Origin of the sequence: Rhizobium sp. Root483D2, assembly GCF_001426685.1 — a bacterium.
Classification (GTDB): Bacteria; Pseudomonadota; Alphaproteobacteria; order Rhizobiales; family Rhizobiaceae; genus Pararhizobium; species Pararhizobium qamdonense.
The window spans coordinates 91724-108455 of sequence record NZ_LMFB01000020.1 but is presented as its reverse complement, the minus strand read 5'-3'; the positions used below and the strand labels follow the sequence as shown (position 1 = coordinate 108455).

General features: G+C 62.3%; 13 protein-coding genes. 3 read left to right on the top strand and 10 right to left on the bottom strand.

Annotation, left to right across the window (positions count from 1 at the left end; all coding sequences use genetic code 11):
• Positions 1-1062: an agmatinase gene (speB, locus tag ASD32_RS19330; protein ID WP_060639683.1), complete on the bottom strand. Its 1062-nt coding sequence runs from the start codon at positions 1060-1062 to the stop codon at positions 1-3.
• Positions 1063-1317: 255 nt separating this feature from the next.
• Between speB and ASD32_RS19325 the strand changes: the two genes are divergently transcribed.
• Positions 1318-2364, top strand: coding sequence for a LysR substrate-binding domain-containing protein (locus ASD32_RS19325; RefSeq protein WP_060639682.1), 1047 nt, complete (start codon positions 1318-1320; stop codon positions 2362-2364).
• Positions 2365-2412: 48 nt separating this feature from the next.
• The gene (locus ASD32_RS19320; protein WP_060639681.1) at positions 2413-3591 is read left to right on the top strand and encodes an aminotransferase; all 1179 of its coding nucleotides are present in this window, start codon (positions 2413-2415) and stop codon (positions 3589-3591) included.
• A gap of 31 nt (positions 3592-3622) precedes the next feature.
• Here ASD32_RS19320 and ASD32_RS19315 read toward each other — a convergent pair whose 3' ends face one another.
• The 3 genes from ASD32_RS19315 to ASD32_RS19300 all read right to left on the bottom strand — a co-directional run bounded on the left by ASD32_RS19315 (position 3623) and on the right by ASD32_RS19300 (position 8098).
• A complete protein-coding gene (locus tag ASD32_RS19315; protein WP_060639760.1) occupies positions 3623-4468 on the bottom strand; it encodes a DMT family transporter in 846 nt (281 codons plus the stop codon).
• 476 nt (positions 4469-4944) lie between these two features.
• Positions 4945-6378, bottom strand: coding sequence for an aldehyde dehydrogenase family protein (locus tag ASD32_RS19305; protein WP_060639679.1), 1434 nt, complete (start codon positions 6376-6378; stop codon positions 4945-4947).
• Between the two features lie 802 nt (positions 6379-7180).
• Positions 7181-8098, bottom strand: a complete 918-nt coding sequence (locus ASD32_RS19300; protein ID WP_060639678.1) for a transglutaminase family protein — start codon at positions 8096-8098, stop codon at positions 7181-7183.
• Positions 8099-8364: 266 nt separating this feature from the next.
• Here ASD32_RS19300 and ASD32_RS19295 point away from each other — a divergent pair, with 266 nt between their 5' ends.
• Positions 8365-10281 carry a PAS domain-containing protein gene (locus tag ASD32_RS19295; protein WP_082546830.1) on the top strand — a complete coding sequence of 639 codons (1917 nt, stop codon included), beginning with the start codon at positions 8365-8367 and terminating at the stop codon, positions 10279-10281.
• 18 nt (positions 10282-10299) lie between these two features.
• Here the strand turns inward: ASD32_RS19295 and ASD32_RS19290 are convergent, their stop codons facing one another.
• From ASD32_RS19290 to ASD32_RS19265, 6 genes are all read right to left on the bottom strand, one after another.
• Positions 10300-10698, bottom strand: coding sequence for a response regulator (locus tag ASD32_RS19290; RefSeq protein WP_060639676.1), 399 nt, complete (start codon positions 10696-10698; stop codon positions 10300-10302).
• Positions 10699-10984: 286 nt separating this feature from the next.
• The gene (locus ASD32_RS19285; protein WP_156383247.1) at positions 10985-12256 is read right to left on the bottom strand and encodes a glycerate kinase; all 1272 of its coding nucleotides are present in this window, start codon (positions 12254-12256) and stop codon (positions 10985-10987) included.
• 3 nt (positions 12257-12259) lie between these two features.
• Positions 12260-12574 (bottom strand): Dabb family protein, encoded by a 315-nt coding sequence (locus ASD32_RS19280; RefSeq protein ID WP_060639674.1) that lies wholly within the window; start codon positions 12572-12574, stop codon positions 12260-12262.
• Between the two features lie 9 nt (positions 12575-12583).
• Complete coding sequence (locus ASD32_RS19275; protein ID WP_060639673.1) at positions 12584-14239, bottom strand: GMC family oxidoreductase N-terminal domain-containing protein; 1656 nt, start codon at positions 14237-14239, stop codon at positions 12584-12586.
• 224 nt (positions 14240-14463) lie between these two features.
• The gene (locus tag ASD32_RS19270; RefSeq protein WP_060639672.1) at positions 14464-15237 is read right to left on the bottom strand and encodes a 3-ketoacyl-ACP reductase; all 774 of its coding nucleotides are present in this window, start codon (positions 15235-15237) and stop codon (positions 14464-14466) included.
• Positions 15234-16730, bottom strand: coding sequence for a GMC family oxidoreductase (locus ASD32_RS19265; protein ID WP_156383251.1), 1497 nt, complete (start codon positions 16728-16730; stop codon positions 15234-15236). Before ASD32_RS19265 ends, ASD32_RS19270 begins: the two co-directional genes overlap by 4 nt.
• Positions 16731-16732: the final 2 nt, after the last annotated feature.

Here is a 16732-nt window from a genome sequence, read left to right as displayed (position 1 = left end):
CTAATCCCTTGTCCCGTTGACGAACGGGCTGAACACCATCAGGCTCAGGATTTCGAACAGGACCTGCGAGCCGACATGCGCTGTGTTGGTGGTCGAATCATATTGCGGCGCGACTTCGACGACATCGCCGCCGACGAGATTCAGCCCCTTCAGGCCACGGATCAGCTCCAGCACTTCGCGGGTGGTGAGACCGCCGATTTCGGGGGTGCCCGTGCCCGGCGCAAAGCTGGGATCGACGCTGTCAATATCGAAGGACAGATAGGTCGGGCCGTCGCCGACGATCGTCTTCGCCTTCTCGATGATGGCCGGAATGCCCATGCCGGTCACGTCCTCGGCATGAATGACGGTCATGCCGGACTCGTAGGAGAACTCCCAGAGATATTCGGAGGAGCCGCGAATGCCGATCTGGATCGTGCGGGTCGGATCGAGCACGCCGTCGAGCACAGCGTTGCGGAACGGACCGCCATGATGGAACTTGGTGAGGTCATAGGCGCCGCCGGTATCGCAATGGGCATCGATATGGATCATGCCGACCGGGCGCTTCTTGCCGACGGCTTTCAGGATCGGATGGCTGATCGAGTGGTCGCCGCCGACCGACAAAGGCACCACGCCGGCCTCGACGATCTGGTTGATGCGCTTTTCGATATCGTCATGGCTGAGTTCGAGCCGGTAGCGGCTCTGGAACGGCACGTCGCCGATATCGGCCACGCGCAGGTCATGCACGGGCGCGCAGCCGAGCACGTGATTATAGGGGCCGATGCGCTCGATGGTGCGCATGGCGCGCGGCCCGAAACGCGAGCCCGGACGGTTGGTAACGCCAAGATCCATCGGCACGCCGACAATGGCAACCTGCAGATTGCCGAAATCCGGCTCGTTGGCATCGACAGGCACATAGGGCGCCATCAGGAAGGTCGGAACGCCGGAGTAAGGCGCAAGGCGCGTGCCGTTCTTGGAGAAGATCTTGTCGGCAACCTTGCGGAAGGTCGGGTCGAACATCTCGCCACCATGGGCTTCGCCATACTTCGCCTTCAGTTCGTTGAGCTTGCTGTCATCCCACGCCATATCCGCTTGACCTCGTGTTGGGCCTGGAAAACCGTGCGATTCTAATGGTTATCGAGCGTGAAATGCGCTGCTCGTGCCGCCAAAAGCCGGAAAACCGCCCCTGTTTGCCAGAGAAGCGTCCGGATGCATGTTCCCCAGGCTTTTGCCTTTGTTGATCACATTAGGAAACAATTTCATTGGAAAATCAATTGACATTGTTATAGCGTTTGATGTGAGAAAAACTAACATCATGATCGACGCCCCGGAGCGTGCCTCTTGTCCAGCCGCCTGCCCCCGCTGAACCCTTTGCGCGCCTTCGAGGCGACCGCCCGGCGTGGTTCGGTTTCGGCCGCCGCCCGCGAGCTGAACGTCACCCATGGCGCAATCAGCCATCAGATAAGAGCGCTCGAACTATCCTTCAACGCCGCCCTGTTCGAACGCGGCGGCAAGCGGTTGAAACTCACCTCGCAAGGCGCGCTGCTCCTGCCCGCCGTCACCCACGCTTTTGAAGGCATAGCCGCCGCCACCGCCGCGATGACGCGGCCGACCACCAGCGGCGAGCTGCGGATCGTCTGCGTGCCGGCGCTTTTGTCCTTCTGGATGATCCCGCGCCTGCATCAGTTCACCGAACAGTTCCCCGACGTGCAACTGACGCTGATCGCCTCCAACGATGCCGCCAATCTTTTTTCTGCCGATGTCGATATCTGCCTGCTCTATGGCGACGGCAACTGGCCCGATTGCTGGGCGCGGCTGTGGAGCCGGCTGGAGCTGTTTCCGGTCGTCAGCCCCACCCTCCTCAACATGCGGCCGTTGCGCTCGCTGCGCGATCTGCGCGATCATGTGATCCTGCATGGCGATGACGGGCGCGAATGGAACACCTGGCTTGCCGCCGCCGATGGCATCGATATCCAGCGCGGCCGCCAGCACTTCATGAGCGACGCCCGGCTTTCGACGGAGGCGGCGCTGCACAATCAGGGCGTGGCGCTTGGCGATACCATTACGGCCGGCAGCCTGATTGCCAAGGGCGAGTTGATCGCCCCCTTTGATCTCACCGTTCCGGCCAACGATGCCTTCTATGTCGCCTGCCGCAACGAAAACCGCGCGGCGCCGATCGTCAAGGTCTTCATCGACTGGCTGTTTTCGGCCCTTGAAAACGACCCCATGCCGGAGCTACAGACCTCGGCACGCACCATCATCCGCGCCCGCACTCACAAGGTGAGCGCGCCCGAACGCCTCCCCGCCAAGGACAGCTTTCAGCCCGTCTCCTCGCCCGCCCGCAGCAGGCGTCCGGAGCCGACGCCGAAACGGCGGGCCAAATCATAAGAACCGCAAGATTAATCAGTCACGTCTTAGGAACCACAGGACAATCCGATGCCGCATTTCAATCCGCTGATCGCCAAGCTCTCGCCGCCGCCCGTGCCGTCCGTTCTGGCCTGGGCCAAGGACTATGACGGCGCGCGCGGACCGCTGATTGATCTCAGCCAAGCCGTGCCCGGCTATCCCGCCCATCCCGACATGCTGACCTGGCTAGGCGAGGCCGCCGCCTCCCCCTCATTCACCGGCTATGGCGCCATCGAAGGCGAGGATGTCCTGCGCAGCGCCTATGCGCAGCATGTTTCCGGCCTCTACGACGCCAAGATCGGACGTGAAAACATCCACATCACCTCCGGCTGCAACCAGGCCTTCATCTGCACCGCCATGGCGATTGCCGGTGCAGGCGATACGATCCTGATGACCAATCCCTTCTACTTCAACCAGCAGACGACGCTGGCAATGCTCGGCATCGGCGTCGAACTGGTACCGTGCGATGCGGGCAGCGGCTTCCTGCCGGATGTCGATGCCATTGCCGCAGCGCTGAAACCTGGCATCCGCGCGCTGGCGCTGGTAACGCCCAACAATCCGACCGGCGCCGTCTATCCACCGGCGCTTCTGCACCGGATCTACGATCTGTGCCGCGCCAACCGCACCTGGCTGATCCTCGACGAGACCTATCGCGACTTCCTGCCCGACGGCAGCGGCGCGCCGCATGATCTCCTGTCGATCAAGGGCTGGCAGAACAGTATCGTCTGCCTCTACAGCTTCTCAAAATCTTTCTGCATTCCCGGCCACCGTCTGGGCGCCATCACCGCGGGACCGGCCATGGTCGAGCAGGTTGCCAAGATCATGGACAATCTGCAGATCTGCGCCCCGCGCTCGGCGCAATCGGCCGTCGCCAAGGCCATTCCCGCGCTGGCAGACTGGCGAGCGGGCAACCGGGCCGAAATCGCCACGCGCGCCGACGCGCTCCGCCACGTCATGGGCAAGCTGAAGGGCTGGAAATTGCAGGCGATCGGCGCCTATTTCGCCTATATCCGCCATCCCTATCCGGATATCCGCTCGGAATTCGTCGCCGAAAAGCTGGCAAAGATCGCCGGCATCGTCTGCCTGCCCGGCGACTATTTCGGCGAGGGCCAGGAAGGCTATCTGCGCTTTGCCTTCGCCAATGCGGATGCGCAGACCATCCTGAAGCTTGAGGAACGGCTTTCCGGATTCAATCTGCCCGGGATCTGATCAGGAAGTCTGATCCCCGGGTCGGGCAACATCAGCCGCGGCGGGCGATCAGGATGCCCGCCAGCACGATCGCGCCGCCGATGGCCTGCATCAGGCCGACGGGTTCGCTAAGCAGCAGCCATGCGAGGATCGCCGCCACGACCGGCTGCAACAGCAGCGTCAGCGACGAAAATGCCGGCGGCAGGAAAGCGAGCGCATAGATGATCAGCCCCTGCCCGCCGGCATGGCTGATGAAGGCAAGCCCGAACAGGATGGCCCAGCCGAACAGGGCGGTGGGCATGAAGCTCGCCTCGAAGAAGAAGGCGATCGGCAACATGCAGAGCGCGGCCGATGCCGTGCTCCAGATCATGATACGGTTGGTGGAAAAGCGGCTGCGGAGCCGGCCGATCGACAGGATATAGCCGGCGTAAAATACCGCCGCCAGCGCCGCCGTGGCATCGCCGGCCAGCTGGCCGTCGCCCAGCGCCATCGGCCCGCCCTTCAGGATGACGACCCCAGCCAGCGCCGTTGCAAGGCCGGCAATGAACACGCCGCTGACATGGGCGCGAAACAACAGCCATGAGCCAAGCGTCACGAAGATCGGCGCCAGATTGGCAAGCAGGGTCGCGTTGGCAACCGAGGTCATGTGCAGTGCCAGATGCCAGGCCGCGAGATCGACGGCAAGGAAGATGCCGGGCAGCACCAGCAAGCCGTAATCGGCAAGTCCGGCCGGCCGCTGATCGGTGACGGTATGCCCCGCCGTTTTCGACCAGATGACGAGCGGCAGAAGCGCCAGCGCCACCCGCCAGAATGCCGTTGCCATCGGCCCGACTTCCGACAGCCGCACAAAAATGGGCGAACCGCCGATCGCGGCACCGCCGATCAACAGGGCGATCAGCGCAAGCCGGTTGGCCGATGGCGAGGCCGGTTTCGATGGTGAGGGAAGTACGGTCTCTGACACGGGCGCTGTCCATAGGTCTGGCACGGCGCAATCCGCCGGCGCGATAACGCTCTGCAGGTATCAGAACGCCCCGCCGGGAAACAGCGACTTCTCCTGATGGGATGATGAGAGTTCGTGAACCAATGCCCGCAAGCACGTGCCTGCGGGCATATCACCCACCCCGTCATCTTCGCCCTTCACACACCCCGTCATCCTCGCCCTGAGGCGAGGATCCAGCCACCCGATGTCCGTCGGGTCAGAAAGTCTCTCAACCCAGAAACTTGGGGCCAGCTCGGTTTTCATGACAAGCACGGAGATGACTGACATCTGGGTCAGTTTTCTCTTGCTCGGTTCAGTGTCCGACTCTGGATCCTCGCCTCGAGGGCGAGGATGACGGTAAATGGGGTCGCACCAAAAGTTAACTCAGCCAATCATCAGGCGGCGTCAGGCCGGTGAACAGTCTTCACTTCGAGGAAATCCTCGAGCCCGAAACGGCCGCCTTCGCGGCCATTGCCGGATTGCTTGTAGCCGCCGAACGGGCTGCCATAGCGATGCGGCCCGCCGTTGATATGGACCATGCCGGCGCGAAGCCGTGCGGCAACGCGTTCGGCGCGCTTGGGATCACCGGTCTGGACGTAAGCCGCAAGCCCGTAATTGGTGTCGTTGGCGATCTCGATCGCTTCCTCTTCGGTCTCGAACGGCATGATGGCAAGCACCGGACCGAACACCTCTTCGCGGGCAATGCGCATGGTATTGTTGACATCGGCAAAGATCGTCGGCTTGACGAAATAGCCGGTCTCAAAACCGTCCGGCTTGCCGGCACCGCCGACGAGAACACGCGCACCTTCGGCAATGCCAGCCTCGATCAGGGCCTGCACCCGGCCGAACTGGACATCGCTGACCAGCGGCCCGATATGGCTGCCTTCCTCGGCGGGATTGCCGACTTTCGCCTCGCTTCCGACCCGCGTGGCGATCTCGACGGCCTTGTCATAGACCGACTTCTGTACCAGGAGACGCGTTGGCGCATCGCAGGACTGGCCGGAATTGTTGAAGCATTCCAGCACGCTGCCGGAAACCCGGTCTTCAAGATCGGCATCTTCGAAGACGATGTTCGGCGACTTGCCGCCAAGCTCCAGCGTCACGCGCTTGACCGTTTCGGCCGCATCCTTGCTGACGGCGATGCCGGCGCGGGTCGAGCCCGTGAACGACATCATATCGACGTCCTTGTGCTTGGAGAGTGCGGCCCCGACGTTCGGGCCATCGCCATTGACGAGGTTGAACGTGCCGGCCGGAAAGCCGGCCTCATGCACCATTTCGGCATAAAGCAACGCGTTCAGCGGCGTGAATTCCGATGGCTTCAGCACGCAGGTCGAGCCGGTCGCAAGGGCGGGCACCACCTTCAGCGCGATCTGGTTGATCGGCCAGTTCCAGGGCGTGATCAGGCCGCAGACGCCGATTGGCTCGCGCAGCATGACATCGCCATTGGGCAGCACTTCGCGGCTGTGCAGGCGCTTCAGCGCGTCGATAAAGCCCTGGAGATGGCCAACGCCGACATCGGCCTGCTGTTCGCGGCTCATGGACAGCGGCGCGCCAAGCTCCAGCGTGATGGTCTGCGCCATCTCTTCGTAGCGGCGCTTGTAGATGGAAAGCAGCTTTTCCAGAAGGGCCAGCCGCTCTTCCGTCGTCGTGCGGCTATAGGTCGCAAAAGCCGTTTTGGCAGCGGCGACGGCGCGGTCGATATCCGCAGCACTTCCCATGGAAATCACCGCGACCGGCTTTTCGGTCGCCGGGTTCAAAACCTCGAGATCGTTGGCCACAAGGGGAGCGACCCATTCGCCGTTGATGTAGAATTTGCGCTTGTCGAGCATGTTTCTTGTCCTTCCCGTCTGATCGTCTTCTGTTTTTCAGTGCGCCAACCGGGATCGATTGGCGATAGCGTTCACCGCTGAAAACTCGCTTGAGCCGCCGCAGCGGTTGCTGCAGGCGCCGTAAAAACCCCTCCCCCTCCTGGGCAGGGTTGCGGAAGGACCCACTTTGAAACAACAGGCATCCCTCCCAACCGCTTCGCTCCGACACTCCTCACACGAAGGAGGGTCGGATCTCAGACGGCAAGGCTACGATATCCGCAAGACTGACGGCAAGGGGGATGATGTGGCCGTCCGCAACCGCCGTCGATTGCGGCATATGCGCCACGGGGTCAAATCAGCTGGGCCGGATGGGTTTTTAAGAGGAAGAGCACGCATGGATCGCAGTGCAAGAAATCTTCTCGTGTACCCCTAAACGCAAGGCCCCTACATCCGGAGGGACGCAAGGGCCTGAAAATGTTAATTTTTTGATTGGACCGCTCAAATCGCGCCAAAAACCAGCGCTGTCACGAACAGGAAGGCGGCGGCAAGGGCTGTGGCCTGCGCGGCCATTGTCCAGGAAAACTGCGGTGCCGGATGAACGCTGTAGCTCACCGGACTTTTCTGCATGACTGGTTTCGAACCTTGCATAATGTCCTCCACTTGAGTTGTTGCAGATTATCAGAAGCCTGAAGGGCGACTGTGTCTGGTACTTTTCTCCGCTATTTTACACCAAGTTTATAGAGATTATTTTCTACCTTTTGCGCGGTTAAGGAAAAAACCAACCTGAAGCATGATTTTCACCGGGCGAAATACCCGGCCACTCTCAATGCCCCCGCTCCAGCTCCCGCTGCTGCACGAGCTTGGACCAGCGTTCGCTGAACCACGGCGTCAAAAGCGACACATCCGCCCGGCTATGCCGCTTGGTCAACGCACTGTCCGTTTCCTTTGAGGTCCACACTTTGAACGTCGTCAATTCATGCTTGCCGAATGTCTGGATCAGCGGAATGTCGGCGGCATCGCGGCCTCGCGCAACCGCGACCCGGCCGATGCGCGGGGCATTGTGGCGGGCATCGAACGTATACCACCGGTCGTCAAGGTAGACTTCGAACCAGGCGTTGAAATCCATGGGGGCTGGATGATCGGTTTCGCTGAAATCGCCCATATAGCCGTTGACGTAACGCGCGGGCATATTCATCGCACGGCAGAGCGCCACGGCAAGATGCGCATAATCGCGGCATACGCCCGACCGCTCATCATGCGCTTCCATCGCTGTGCGCAGCGTCGCCGTATAGCCATAGCTGAAGGTCAGGCGCTGATGCACGTAGTCGCAGATTGCCTGTACACGGGCCCAGCCCGGTTCCACTTCGCCGAACAGACGCCAGGCAAGTGCGCCGAAACGGTCGGTCTCGCAATAGCGGCTGGCGGAAAGATAGGGAAGGCATTCGGCGGGCAGGTTTTCGACCGGCACCTGCTGTGCGGCCCTGTTGACCGGGTCCGGCCGGCCACTGTCCTTGATCACCGCATCATAGCTGAGACGCAGCCCGCCGGCTGGAACGACCATACGCATGCAGACATTGCCAAAAGGATCGGTCACTTCCCCCATCTTGACGACAGGATCGGAAATCGGTCCGCGTTCGCTGACGATATCATGCCGTCTGGCGCGATCCACCGACAAAAACGTCATCATCGGGGTCGGCTGATCGCAGCTGATGCCTATTTCGTAACCCAACCGAATGAACATAAATGCTTCCTCCACCACATCGCAGGAACGGGCAAAAGGTGAATTTGTTCCGGTGTGATGCCTCGAAAAAGAGCCGGACGGGCAGCCAGAGAAGGACGCCGGCTGAACGTTCTGACCCGTCCGGACCGGGCGAATATTCGCTCCGCCTTGGTAAGTGCCGATGAAGAAAAACCGTGTGCAAAGGATGACTTCCGGCAAACCCTCTCTATATGCCGGGTTCTCGCCAAGGCCCGATGAGGGCCGCCCGTCAGAGCATTTGAGAGCGCATGGATAGTCAGTCGTCTTTGTTTTCCCGATCAGGGGGAAAGATCCCAGCCAAACTTGCCGCCAGCGAGATGCTGCGCCGGTTCAATGGCTTGAATTGGGCGACGACAAGTCTTGGGGCCCTCGACGGCTGGCCTGACGCACTGAAGGCTGCCTGCCGGATGCTGCTGGCATCGCCGATCCCCATGGCGCTGCTGGCCGGGCGCGACGGCATCATGCTCTACAATGACGGCTATATCGCCATCGCCGGCGGCCGCCACCCGGATTGTTTCGGCGCATCGGTCCTTTCCGCATGGCCTGAGGTGGCGGACTTCAACGCCGATATTATCGGTCGCGTATTTGCCGGCGAGAGCCTGTCCTTTGAGGACCAGGAGTTTACGTTCCATCGCAATGGCATGGCGGAAAACGTCTGGCTCGATCTCGACTACAGCCCGATCCTGGATGACGACGGCAGCACCGTCGCAGTCCTCGCCCTGGTCGTCGAGACGACCAAGCGTGTGACTGCCGAACAGGAACTGGCCCACAGCCGCGAACAGCTTTCGCTGGCGCTTGGCAGCTCCGCCGTTGTCGGTACCTGGGACTGGCATGTTCCTGAAGATCGTGTCTATTCCGACGAAAAGTTCGCGCAACTCTACCGCGTCGATCCCAAGGTCGCGCGCCATGGCGCCCCGATTGCGGATTTCATCCGCACGATCCATCCCGACGATGTCCAACAGGTCGGCGGCGCCATGCAGAACGCCATGCAAACCGGCGGGCGCTTTTCAAAGGAATACCGGCTTGTTCAGGAAGATGGCAGCATCAAATGGGTGCTTGCCGAAGGCCAGCCGCTGATCGACGAACACGGTACATGCATCCGGTTTCCCGGCGTCTCCGTCGATATCACCGCCCAAAAGGAAGCGCTTGAGGCGCATGCCCGCTCTGAAATCGGCTTTCGCACCCTTGCCGATGCCATGCCGCAGATGGTCTGGTCGACGCTTCCGGATGGTTTTCACGACTATTACAATGCCCGCTGGTACGAATTCACCGGCGTTCTAGAGGGATCGACCGATGGCGAGGGCTGGAACGGCATGTTCCACGAGGAGGACCGCGAACGCGCCTGGGCCACCTGGCGCCAATCGTTGCAGACGGGAGAGGCCTATCAGGTGGAATACCGCCTGCGCCATCACAGCGGCGTCTATCGCTGGGTGCTCGGACGCGCATTGCCCATTCGCAATGACAGCGGCGGGATCATCCGCTGGTACGGCACCTGCACGGATATTCACGACACCAAGATGGTTCAGGCCGAACGCGAGATCGTTGCGCACGAACTCAGCCACCGCATTAAGAACATCTTTTCAGTTTTGAGCGGTATCATCAGCCTGTCCGCCCGTTCAGCGCCTGAATCGCGCGGCTTTGCCGATCTCCTGCGCAAGCGCATCGAAGCGATGGGCCGCGCCCATGATTTCGTCCGACCGCACAGCCGGACGTCGCGACCGGTGGATCTGGAAACCAGCATCTTCGGCCTGACACAGCGGCTGCTCGAGCCCTATGGGCTGGAGGATATGGAAAGCCGGATCATCTTTGCAGGCGACGACACCGTCATCGGCGACAGCGCCGCCACGCCGCTGGCGCTGCTTCTGCATGAACTCGCGACCAATTCCGCCAAATATGGCGCCCTGTCCCATGCCGGCGGACGCCTGGCCATTGCGGGCCGCCACGACGGTGAAAACTACGTGCTGGAATGGAAGGAAAGCGGCAATGAAATTGCTGTGCGCCAACCGGACCAGGAAGGGTTCGGGTCGCGCCTGATGCGGATCAGCGTCGAAGGGCAGCTCGGGGGACAATTTCATCGTCAATGGGACGAGGATGGCGTGCGCGTCCATGTGACGGTGCCGCTCGCCTCGATCGTGCGCAGCAGCAAGCTTGCGGCGCGGCCATGACGCCGCGCTGAGAAAAATTTACTGGAAGACCCGCAGACGTGGCGGCACGTCGGCTGCAACCGAATTCCGCTTGGCGACCGCATAGCTGACCACCTGGCGCAGGTCGTCTTCACCAACCGGCTTGGAAATCACCCCAACCGTGCCCGGAACGCCATCGGCAAGCTGTGACGGATTGGCAGTCATGAACAACACCGTGACCCCGTGCTGTTCGGCCAGCATGCGGCCGATCTCGGTTCCTGTCGGCCCATCGCGTAGATTGAGATCGACCAGAGCGATCTCGGCGAACGGCGCGAGGTTGAAAGCCGATACCCGGTCCGCAGCGATGCCGATCGGGTTATGCCCAAGTTCTGCGACCAGATACTCAATTTCGGTGGCAACGAATATTTCGTCTTCGACCACCAGGATTTTGCAACTCATTTTCAAACTTCCGTACATACATCATGTGCGTTCTGCGGAGCGCGGCATAGGGGAACGATATTGGTTTGAGAAGCCCCCTTCATCGTTCACGTCCATTCATCGTCTCCGAAGGAAAGAAGTTCACAACTGGCGGCAACTCCCGCAGTGCGGAATCTCGAACCTTCGATGGCGGGCAACGCATGCCTCCCGGAATTGTTCCAGCCCATATGCGCAATATCTACAATATCCACAGTTACCCGCTTTGCAGCGGCTGGATGGCCGCGCATGCCGGTTTTCCGATGCTGTCTTAAACGATCAGCATCGCCCTGAGGTCGTTGACATTGGTGCCGGTCGGGCCAGGCACGAAGAGATCGCCGCTCGCATGAAATGCGCTCCAGGCATCGTGGCGGGCGAGATGCTCGCGCGGATCGGCGCCTGCCGCGCGCATGCGGGCCGTGGTCGCGCCATCGGCAAAAGCGCCGGCATTGTCCTCGGACCCGTCAATGCCATCGGTATCGGCGGCCAGCGCATGCACGCCGTCAAGGCCGTCGATATCCAGCGCAAGCGACAGCAGGAATTCGCTGTTGCGGCCGCCCTTGCCATAGGCATCGCCCGAAATCGTCACCGTTGTTTCGCCGCCGGACAGGATCACCACCGGCTTTGAAAACGGCCGGTTGCGCAGCGCCGTCTCGCGCGCGATCGCCGCATGCATCCGGCCGATATCGCGGGCCTCTCCCTCGATCGCATCCGACAGGATGACGGCCTCGACGCCAAGCGCCCGCGCCTGCGCAGCCGCAGCTTCCAGCGATACGCTGGCAGAGGCAATGATATGATGCTCATGGCCGGCGAATGCGGGATGGTCCGGCCCGTGCGCTGCCGACTGCTCCGATTGCAGGTGCCGCATCACGCTGTCAGGCAGCGTCATTCCGTAGCGGCTGATGACGGCAAGCGCATCGGCGGGCGTGGAGACATCGGGAATGGTCGGCCCGGAGGCGACGAAGGCGGGATTGTCGCCGGGTACATCCGATACGATCAGGCTGACCACCCGCGCCGGGGCGCAGGCAAAGGCCAGCCGTCCACCCTTGATGCGGGAGATATGCTTGCGCACCACGTTCATTGCCGAGATCGGCGCGCCGGAAGCAAGCAGCGCCCGGTTGACGGCGATTTCGTCGGTGAGGGTCAGGCCTGCCGGCGGCGCGGGCAAAAGCGAGGACCCCCCGCCCGAAATCAGGGCCACCACCAGATCGTCCGGCGTCAGCCCCTCGACCAGCGCCAGCAACGCGGCCGATCCTGCAAGTCCGGCCTCGTCCGGGACCGGATGGGCCGATTGCAGGACCCGGATGCGCTTGCAAGGGGCGACCGGGCCATGGCGGGCAACGACTGCGCCTTCCAGAGGTCCATCCCACAGGCTTTCGAACGCCGCCGCCATCTGGCTTGCCGCTTTTCCGGCACCGACAACGATCGTGCGTCCCTTGGGCTTTTCCGGCAGATGGGCGCGGATGGCCGCCAGGGGATCGGCGGCTTTGACGGCAGCCTCAAACAGGCTCGTCAGGAAGGCGCGGGGTTCGGCGATCATCAAAACTCAGCCCGCAATCTCGAAATCATAGACGAAGACGCCATCGATACCGCCCTCGGCCGCCGCCACGATGCGGCCGCCAGCCTTTTCATGGGCGGGATGGACGAGATAAGCGTCACGCGCCGCAACATCGGCGAAGTCGATGATGAAGCCGCTATTGTATCCCTTGCCGAGACCTTCCGGGCTGGAATTCCCCCCCGCCGTAAACGCCAGATAGCCGGGAACCAGCCGCTGCAGCGCGGCAATATCGGCAAGTATCGACTGACGCTCGGCATCGGCGATGGTGGACTGGAAGCGGATGAAGACACAATGGCGGATCATTTCAGGTTCCTATCGGATATCGGCGCGCGCCCGCGGCCGCTGGTCGTTGCGCTCATGGCTGAAGATGGTGGCCGGCAAGGGTTGCCGCCCGCGGATGATGTCGGACCCCTTTTCACCCATCATGATCGTCGGCCCGTTGGTATTGCAAGAGGGAACACGCGGCATGACCGAACTATCGCAGACGCGCAGGCCCTGCAGCCCATGCACCTTCAAGTCCAGCCCGACGACCGCATCGGCGCCGGTGCCCATCTTGCAGGTCCCGACCGGATGGTGATCGGTCTTGGCATTGGCGCAGCCGTAGTCGAACAGTTCGTCATCGGTCATCACCTTCGGCCCCGGCAGCCGCTCGGCCATGATGAAGGGTTTTAGCGCCTGCTGCTGGAAGATTTCGCGGGCGATCTTCAGGCCTTCGAGCGACATCTTGCGATCATGCGGGTCGCTCCAGTAATTGGGATCGATCAGCGGGGCTGCGACGGGATCGGACGACGAGAGCCGCACGGTGCCGCGCGAGCGCGGATGCAGGTAAGCCGAGTTCAGCGTCACGCCGGCATTCTTCAGTTTCTCGACACCTGCCTCGATGCCCGACCCGAGACCGAGATGGAACTGGATATCGGGCGAGCGCGCATCCGGATCGGCATACCAGAAGCCGCCGGTCTCAAACAGCGACGAGGCAACCGGCCCGGAGCGGAACAGCACATATTGCAGCCCCGCCCAGACGGTACGGTGCAGCTTTGCGACGCCGTCATAGGTGTGGTCGCCGGTGCATTCTGAGATCACAAACAGGTCGAGATGGTCTTGCAGATTGCTGCCGACGCCCGGCAGGTCATGTTTCACCTCAACGCCGACAGAACGCAGATGATCGGCCGGGCCGATGCCCGACTGCTGCAGAAGCTTCGGCGATCCGATGGCGCCCGAGGAAACCAGAACCTCGCGCTCCGCGCGGATGATTTCGAGCCCCTTTGCGGCCGCGACCTCGACGCCGGCGGCGCGTGTCCCTTCCAGCACGATCCGCGTGACGCGGGCGCCGAGCCGCACCGTCAGGTTCTTGCGGGTCCGGATCGGATTGAGATAGGCGAGCGAGGCCGAGGAACGGCGGCGGTTGCGCTGGGTCAACTGATAGAAACCGACGCCCGCCTGCTGCCTACCGTTAAAATCGTGATTGTAGGGAATGCCGAGCTCCTGGCCCGCGCGGATATAGGCATCGCAGATCGGCAGGCCGGAGACCGGCATGGAGACCCCGAGCGGCCCACCATAGGAATGATAGTCGTCGGCGAAACGCTGGTTGTCCTCGGACCGTTTGAAATAGGGCAGCACGTTGCGGTAATCCCAGCCGGTGCAGCCGTCCTCGCTCGCCCAAAGATCGTAATCGGCCGCATTGCCGCGCGTATAGAGCTGCGCGTTGATCGACGAACCACCACCGATCACCTTGGCCTGCGTATAGCGCAGCACCCGGTTCTTCATATGCTTCTGCGGCACCGTCTCCCAGCCCCAGCTGGCGACGCCCTTGGTCATCTTGGCAAAGCCGGCCGGCATGTGAAACAGCGGATTCCAATCGCTCCCCCCGGCCTCCAAAAGCAGCACCTTGACATCGGCGTCTTCGGTCAGCCGATTGGCCAGCACGCAACCGGCCGGTCCGGCACCTGTGATGATGTAATCGTAGCTCATGTCGTCGTCCTTAAAACACAATCGCTGTTCAGCGATCTCAAACGGAGCAAGCCGCAGGCTCCCTCTTCTCCCCAGCGGGGAGAAGTGCTGAGCGCAGCGAAGCGATGAGGGGGTCTCGCCGCAAATTCGCGTGTGCTTGGCTCCCCCTCATCCGACCCTTCGGGCCACCTTCTCCCCGCTGGGGAGAAGAGGGTGCGCCCCGCCCCTTCCCAGCCAAAACTCGCCTACAACCGCCCGATCGACAGCCCGCCATCCGCGTTAACAACCGTCCCGGTCGCAAATCCGAAACTGCCGTTTGCCAGCGCCGCCACCATGCGGCCGATATCGTCCGCCTCGCCCCAGCGCTTCATCGGCACCAGACCGCCATCGATCAGCGCGTCGTATTTCGCAGACACGCCCGCCGTCATGTCGGAGCGGATAATGCCGGGCCGCACCTCGAAAACGGATATACCGGTCTCTGCCAGACGCAGCGCCAGGCCTTGCGAAAAGGCGGCAAGCCCGGCCTTGCTCATGCAGTAATCCAGCCGCTCCGGAGATGTCATCGCCGCAGAAACCGAGGTGATGTTGACCACAGAGCGCGGCCCGTTGGCACCGGCGGAAAGCATGGCTCTCACCACCGCCTGCGTGAAAAACACCGTGCCGCGCAGATTGGTGCCCATGATCACGTCGAAATTTTCCGGCACAAGGTCGAGAAAATCCCCGCGCAGCACCGATGCCATGCCGGCATTGTTGACGAGGCAGTCGATCCCGCCAAACTCAGCCAGAACCGCATCGACCGTCGCCTGATGGCCCGAAAGGTCGGATATATCCGCTTTCAGGAAGATTGCCCGGACGCCCAGCGCCTCAAGGTTTTTCAGCACGCCGGACACCTGATCGGCATCGCCGATACCGGTGATGGCGATATCGAACCCGTCGTTGGCGAGCGCCGTAGCGATGCCGAGCCCGATGCCGCGGCGGCCGCCGGTGACGATGGCAACGGGGCGTTTGTGCTCGCTCATGCCGCCAGATCCTTCGCAACGATATGACCGGCAACCCGCAACGCCTGGGCCGCAACCGTCAAGGCCGGGTTGACCGCAGCCGAGGTCGGCAGGCAGCTCGCATCGACGACGAAGAGGTTCTGGTGATCGAAGGCCCGGCAGAGCGGATCGAGCGGTGCCGTGGCCGGGTCGTTGCCCATACGCACCGTGCCGCACTGGTGCGAGGGCGTGCGCTTGTCAAACGGTTGGGACAGCACGATCGGATAGCCCGCCGCCTTGAAATGCGCGCGCATTTTCACTTCGAGCGCAGACAGCGCTTCCATGTTCGAGCGCCGCCACTGCATGATGATGCCCTTGCCATCGACCATGATGCGGCTTTCGGGATGCGGCAAATCCTCCGTCATCATGTACCAGTCGATGGCGTGGCCCGCCATGAAATCGAGCGCAAAGCGCGGCGCGTAACGCGGCGCATTGGCCTTGAGAATGTCGCCGTTGATCTTGCCGAGCAGCTGCACATTGCCGAGCGGCAGGCCGTCGCGGCCACCGGTCAGGTAATAATCATTCACCATCAGCGTCTTCTGGTAGACACTGTCGTTGCGCCGGAACGGGTTGATCGCCAGCGTTGCGCTGCAATTGTGGTTCATGAAATTGCGGCCGACCTGATCGGAGCGGTTGGCGAGCCCCTTCCCGTCACCGGACCGCAGCAGGATCGCGGCGGAATTGATCGCACCCGCCGACAGGATCACCAGCTTCGGGGAGAGCCGTTTCCTCTCGCCGTGATGGGTGTAATGCACGGCCTCGATCCGGCCGCCCGGCCCCGCTTCCAGCGTTTCGACATGGGCGGAGGTGATCAGCTCGATATTCGGGTCCTTCAGCGCGGCGGCGAGCGGCGCGGTTTCGGCATCCCTCTTGCCCTGGCCGGTATTGGGGAAACCATCCCAGGGCGTGCGGCCGCCCGCCAGCCAGGCGTCGATGTCAACGCCGAGCGGCAATGTCGCCGGATGAAGCCCCTGCGCCGTCAGCTCGGCGCGGGCGCGCGCGATCGACGGCTCGTCGGGGACCGGACCGTGGGGATAGGGCGTCGAGTGAGAAGGCTCGGTCGGATCTTGTCCAAGCTCGCCGCGCACATCGAACAGCCGCTCCGCCTTCCCATACCATGGCTCCAATTCTTCATAGGGAAAGGGCCAGGCCGGCGAGACGCCGCCAAGATGCTGCATCTCGGTAAAATCCTCGGCGCGATAGCGCAGCAGGACTGCGCCAAAGAGCTTGGAATTGCCGCCGACGAAGTAGAAGTTTCCCGGATTGAACGCCGTGCCGTCCGGTTCGCGCCACATCTCCTTTGGCCGGAAATGCCCATCGACGAAGATGGAGCGGTAGCTGCGCGTTTCCGGCGTGTCCGCAAGGCGCTCGCCACGCTCGAGGATGGCTACGCGTGCGCCCGAGCCGGCCAGCGCGGAAGCGACGGTTGCTCCACCGATACCGGAGCCGATGATGACGATGTCGGGCTGCGTGATCA

Bases quoted from the DNA above. Each gene is read 5' to 3' on its own strand.
- speB (WP_060639683.1), bottom strand. From the start codon at position 1,062: ATGGCGTGGGATGACAGCAAGCTCAACGAACTGAAGGCGAAGTATGGC.
- ASD32_RS19320 (WP_060639681.1), top strand. From the start codon at position 2,413: ATGCCGCATTTCAATCCGCTGATCGCCAAGCTCTCGCCGCCGCCCGTG.
- ASD32_RS19305 (WP_060639679.1), bottom strand. From the start codon at position 6,378: ATGCTCGACAAGCGCAAATTCTACATCAACGGCGAATGGGTCGCTCCC.
- ASD32_RS19300 (WP_060639678.1), bottom strand. From the start codon at position 8,098: ATGTTCATTCGGTTGGGTTACGAAATAGGCATCAGCTGCGATCAGCCG.
- ASD32_RS19295 (WP_082546830.1), top strand. From the start codon at position 8,365: ATGGATAGTCAGTCGTCTTTGTTTTCCCGATCAGGGGGAAAGATCCCA.
- ASD32_RS19290 (WP_060639676.1), bottom strand. From the start codon at position 10,698: ATGAGTTGCAAAATCCTGGTGGTCGAAGACGAAATATTCGTTGCCACC.
- ASD32_RS19280 (WP_060639674.1), bottom strand. From the start codon at position 12,574: ATGATCCGCCATTGTGTCTTCATCCGCTTCCAGTCCACCATCGCCGAT.
- ASD32_RS19275 (WP_060639673.1), bottom strand. From the start codon at position 14,239: ATGAGCTACGATTACATCATCACAGGTGCCGGACCGGCCGGTTGCGTG.
- ASD32_RS19270 (WP_060639672.1), bottom strand. From the start codon at position 15,237: ATGAGCGAGCACAAACGCCCCGTTGCCATCGTCACCGGCGGCCGCCGC.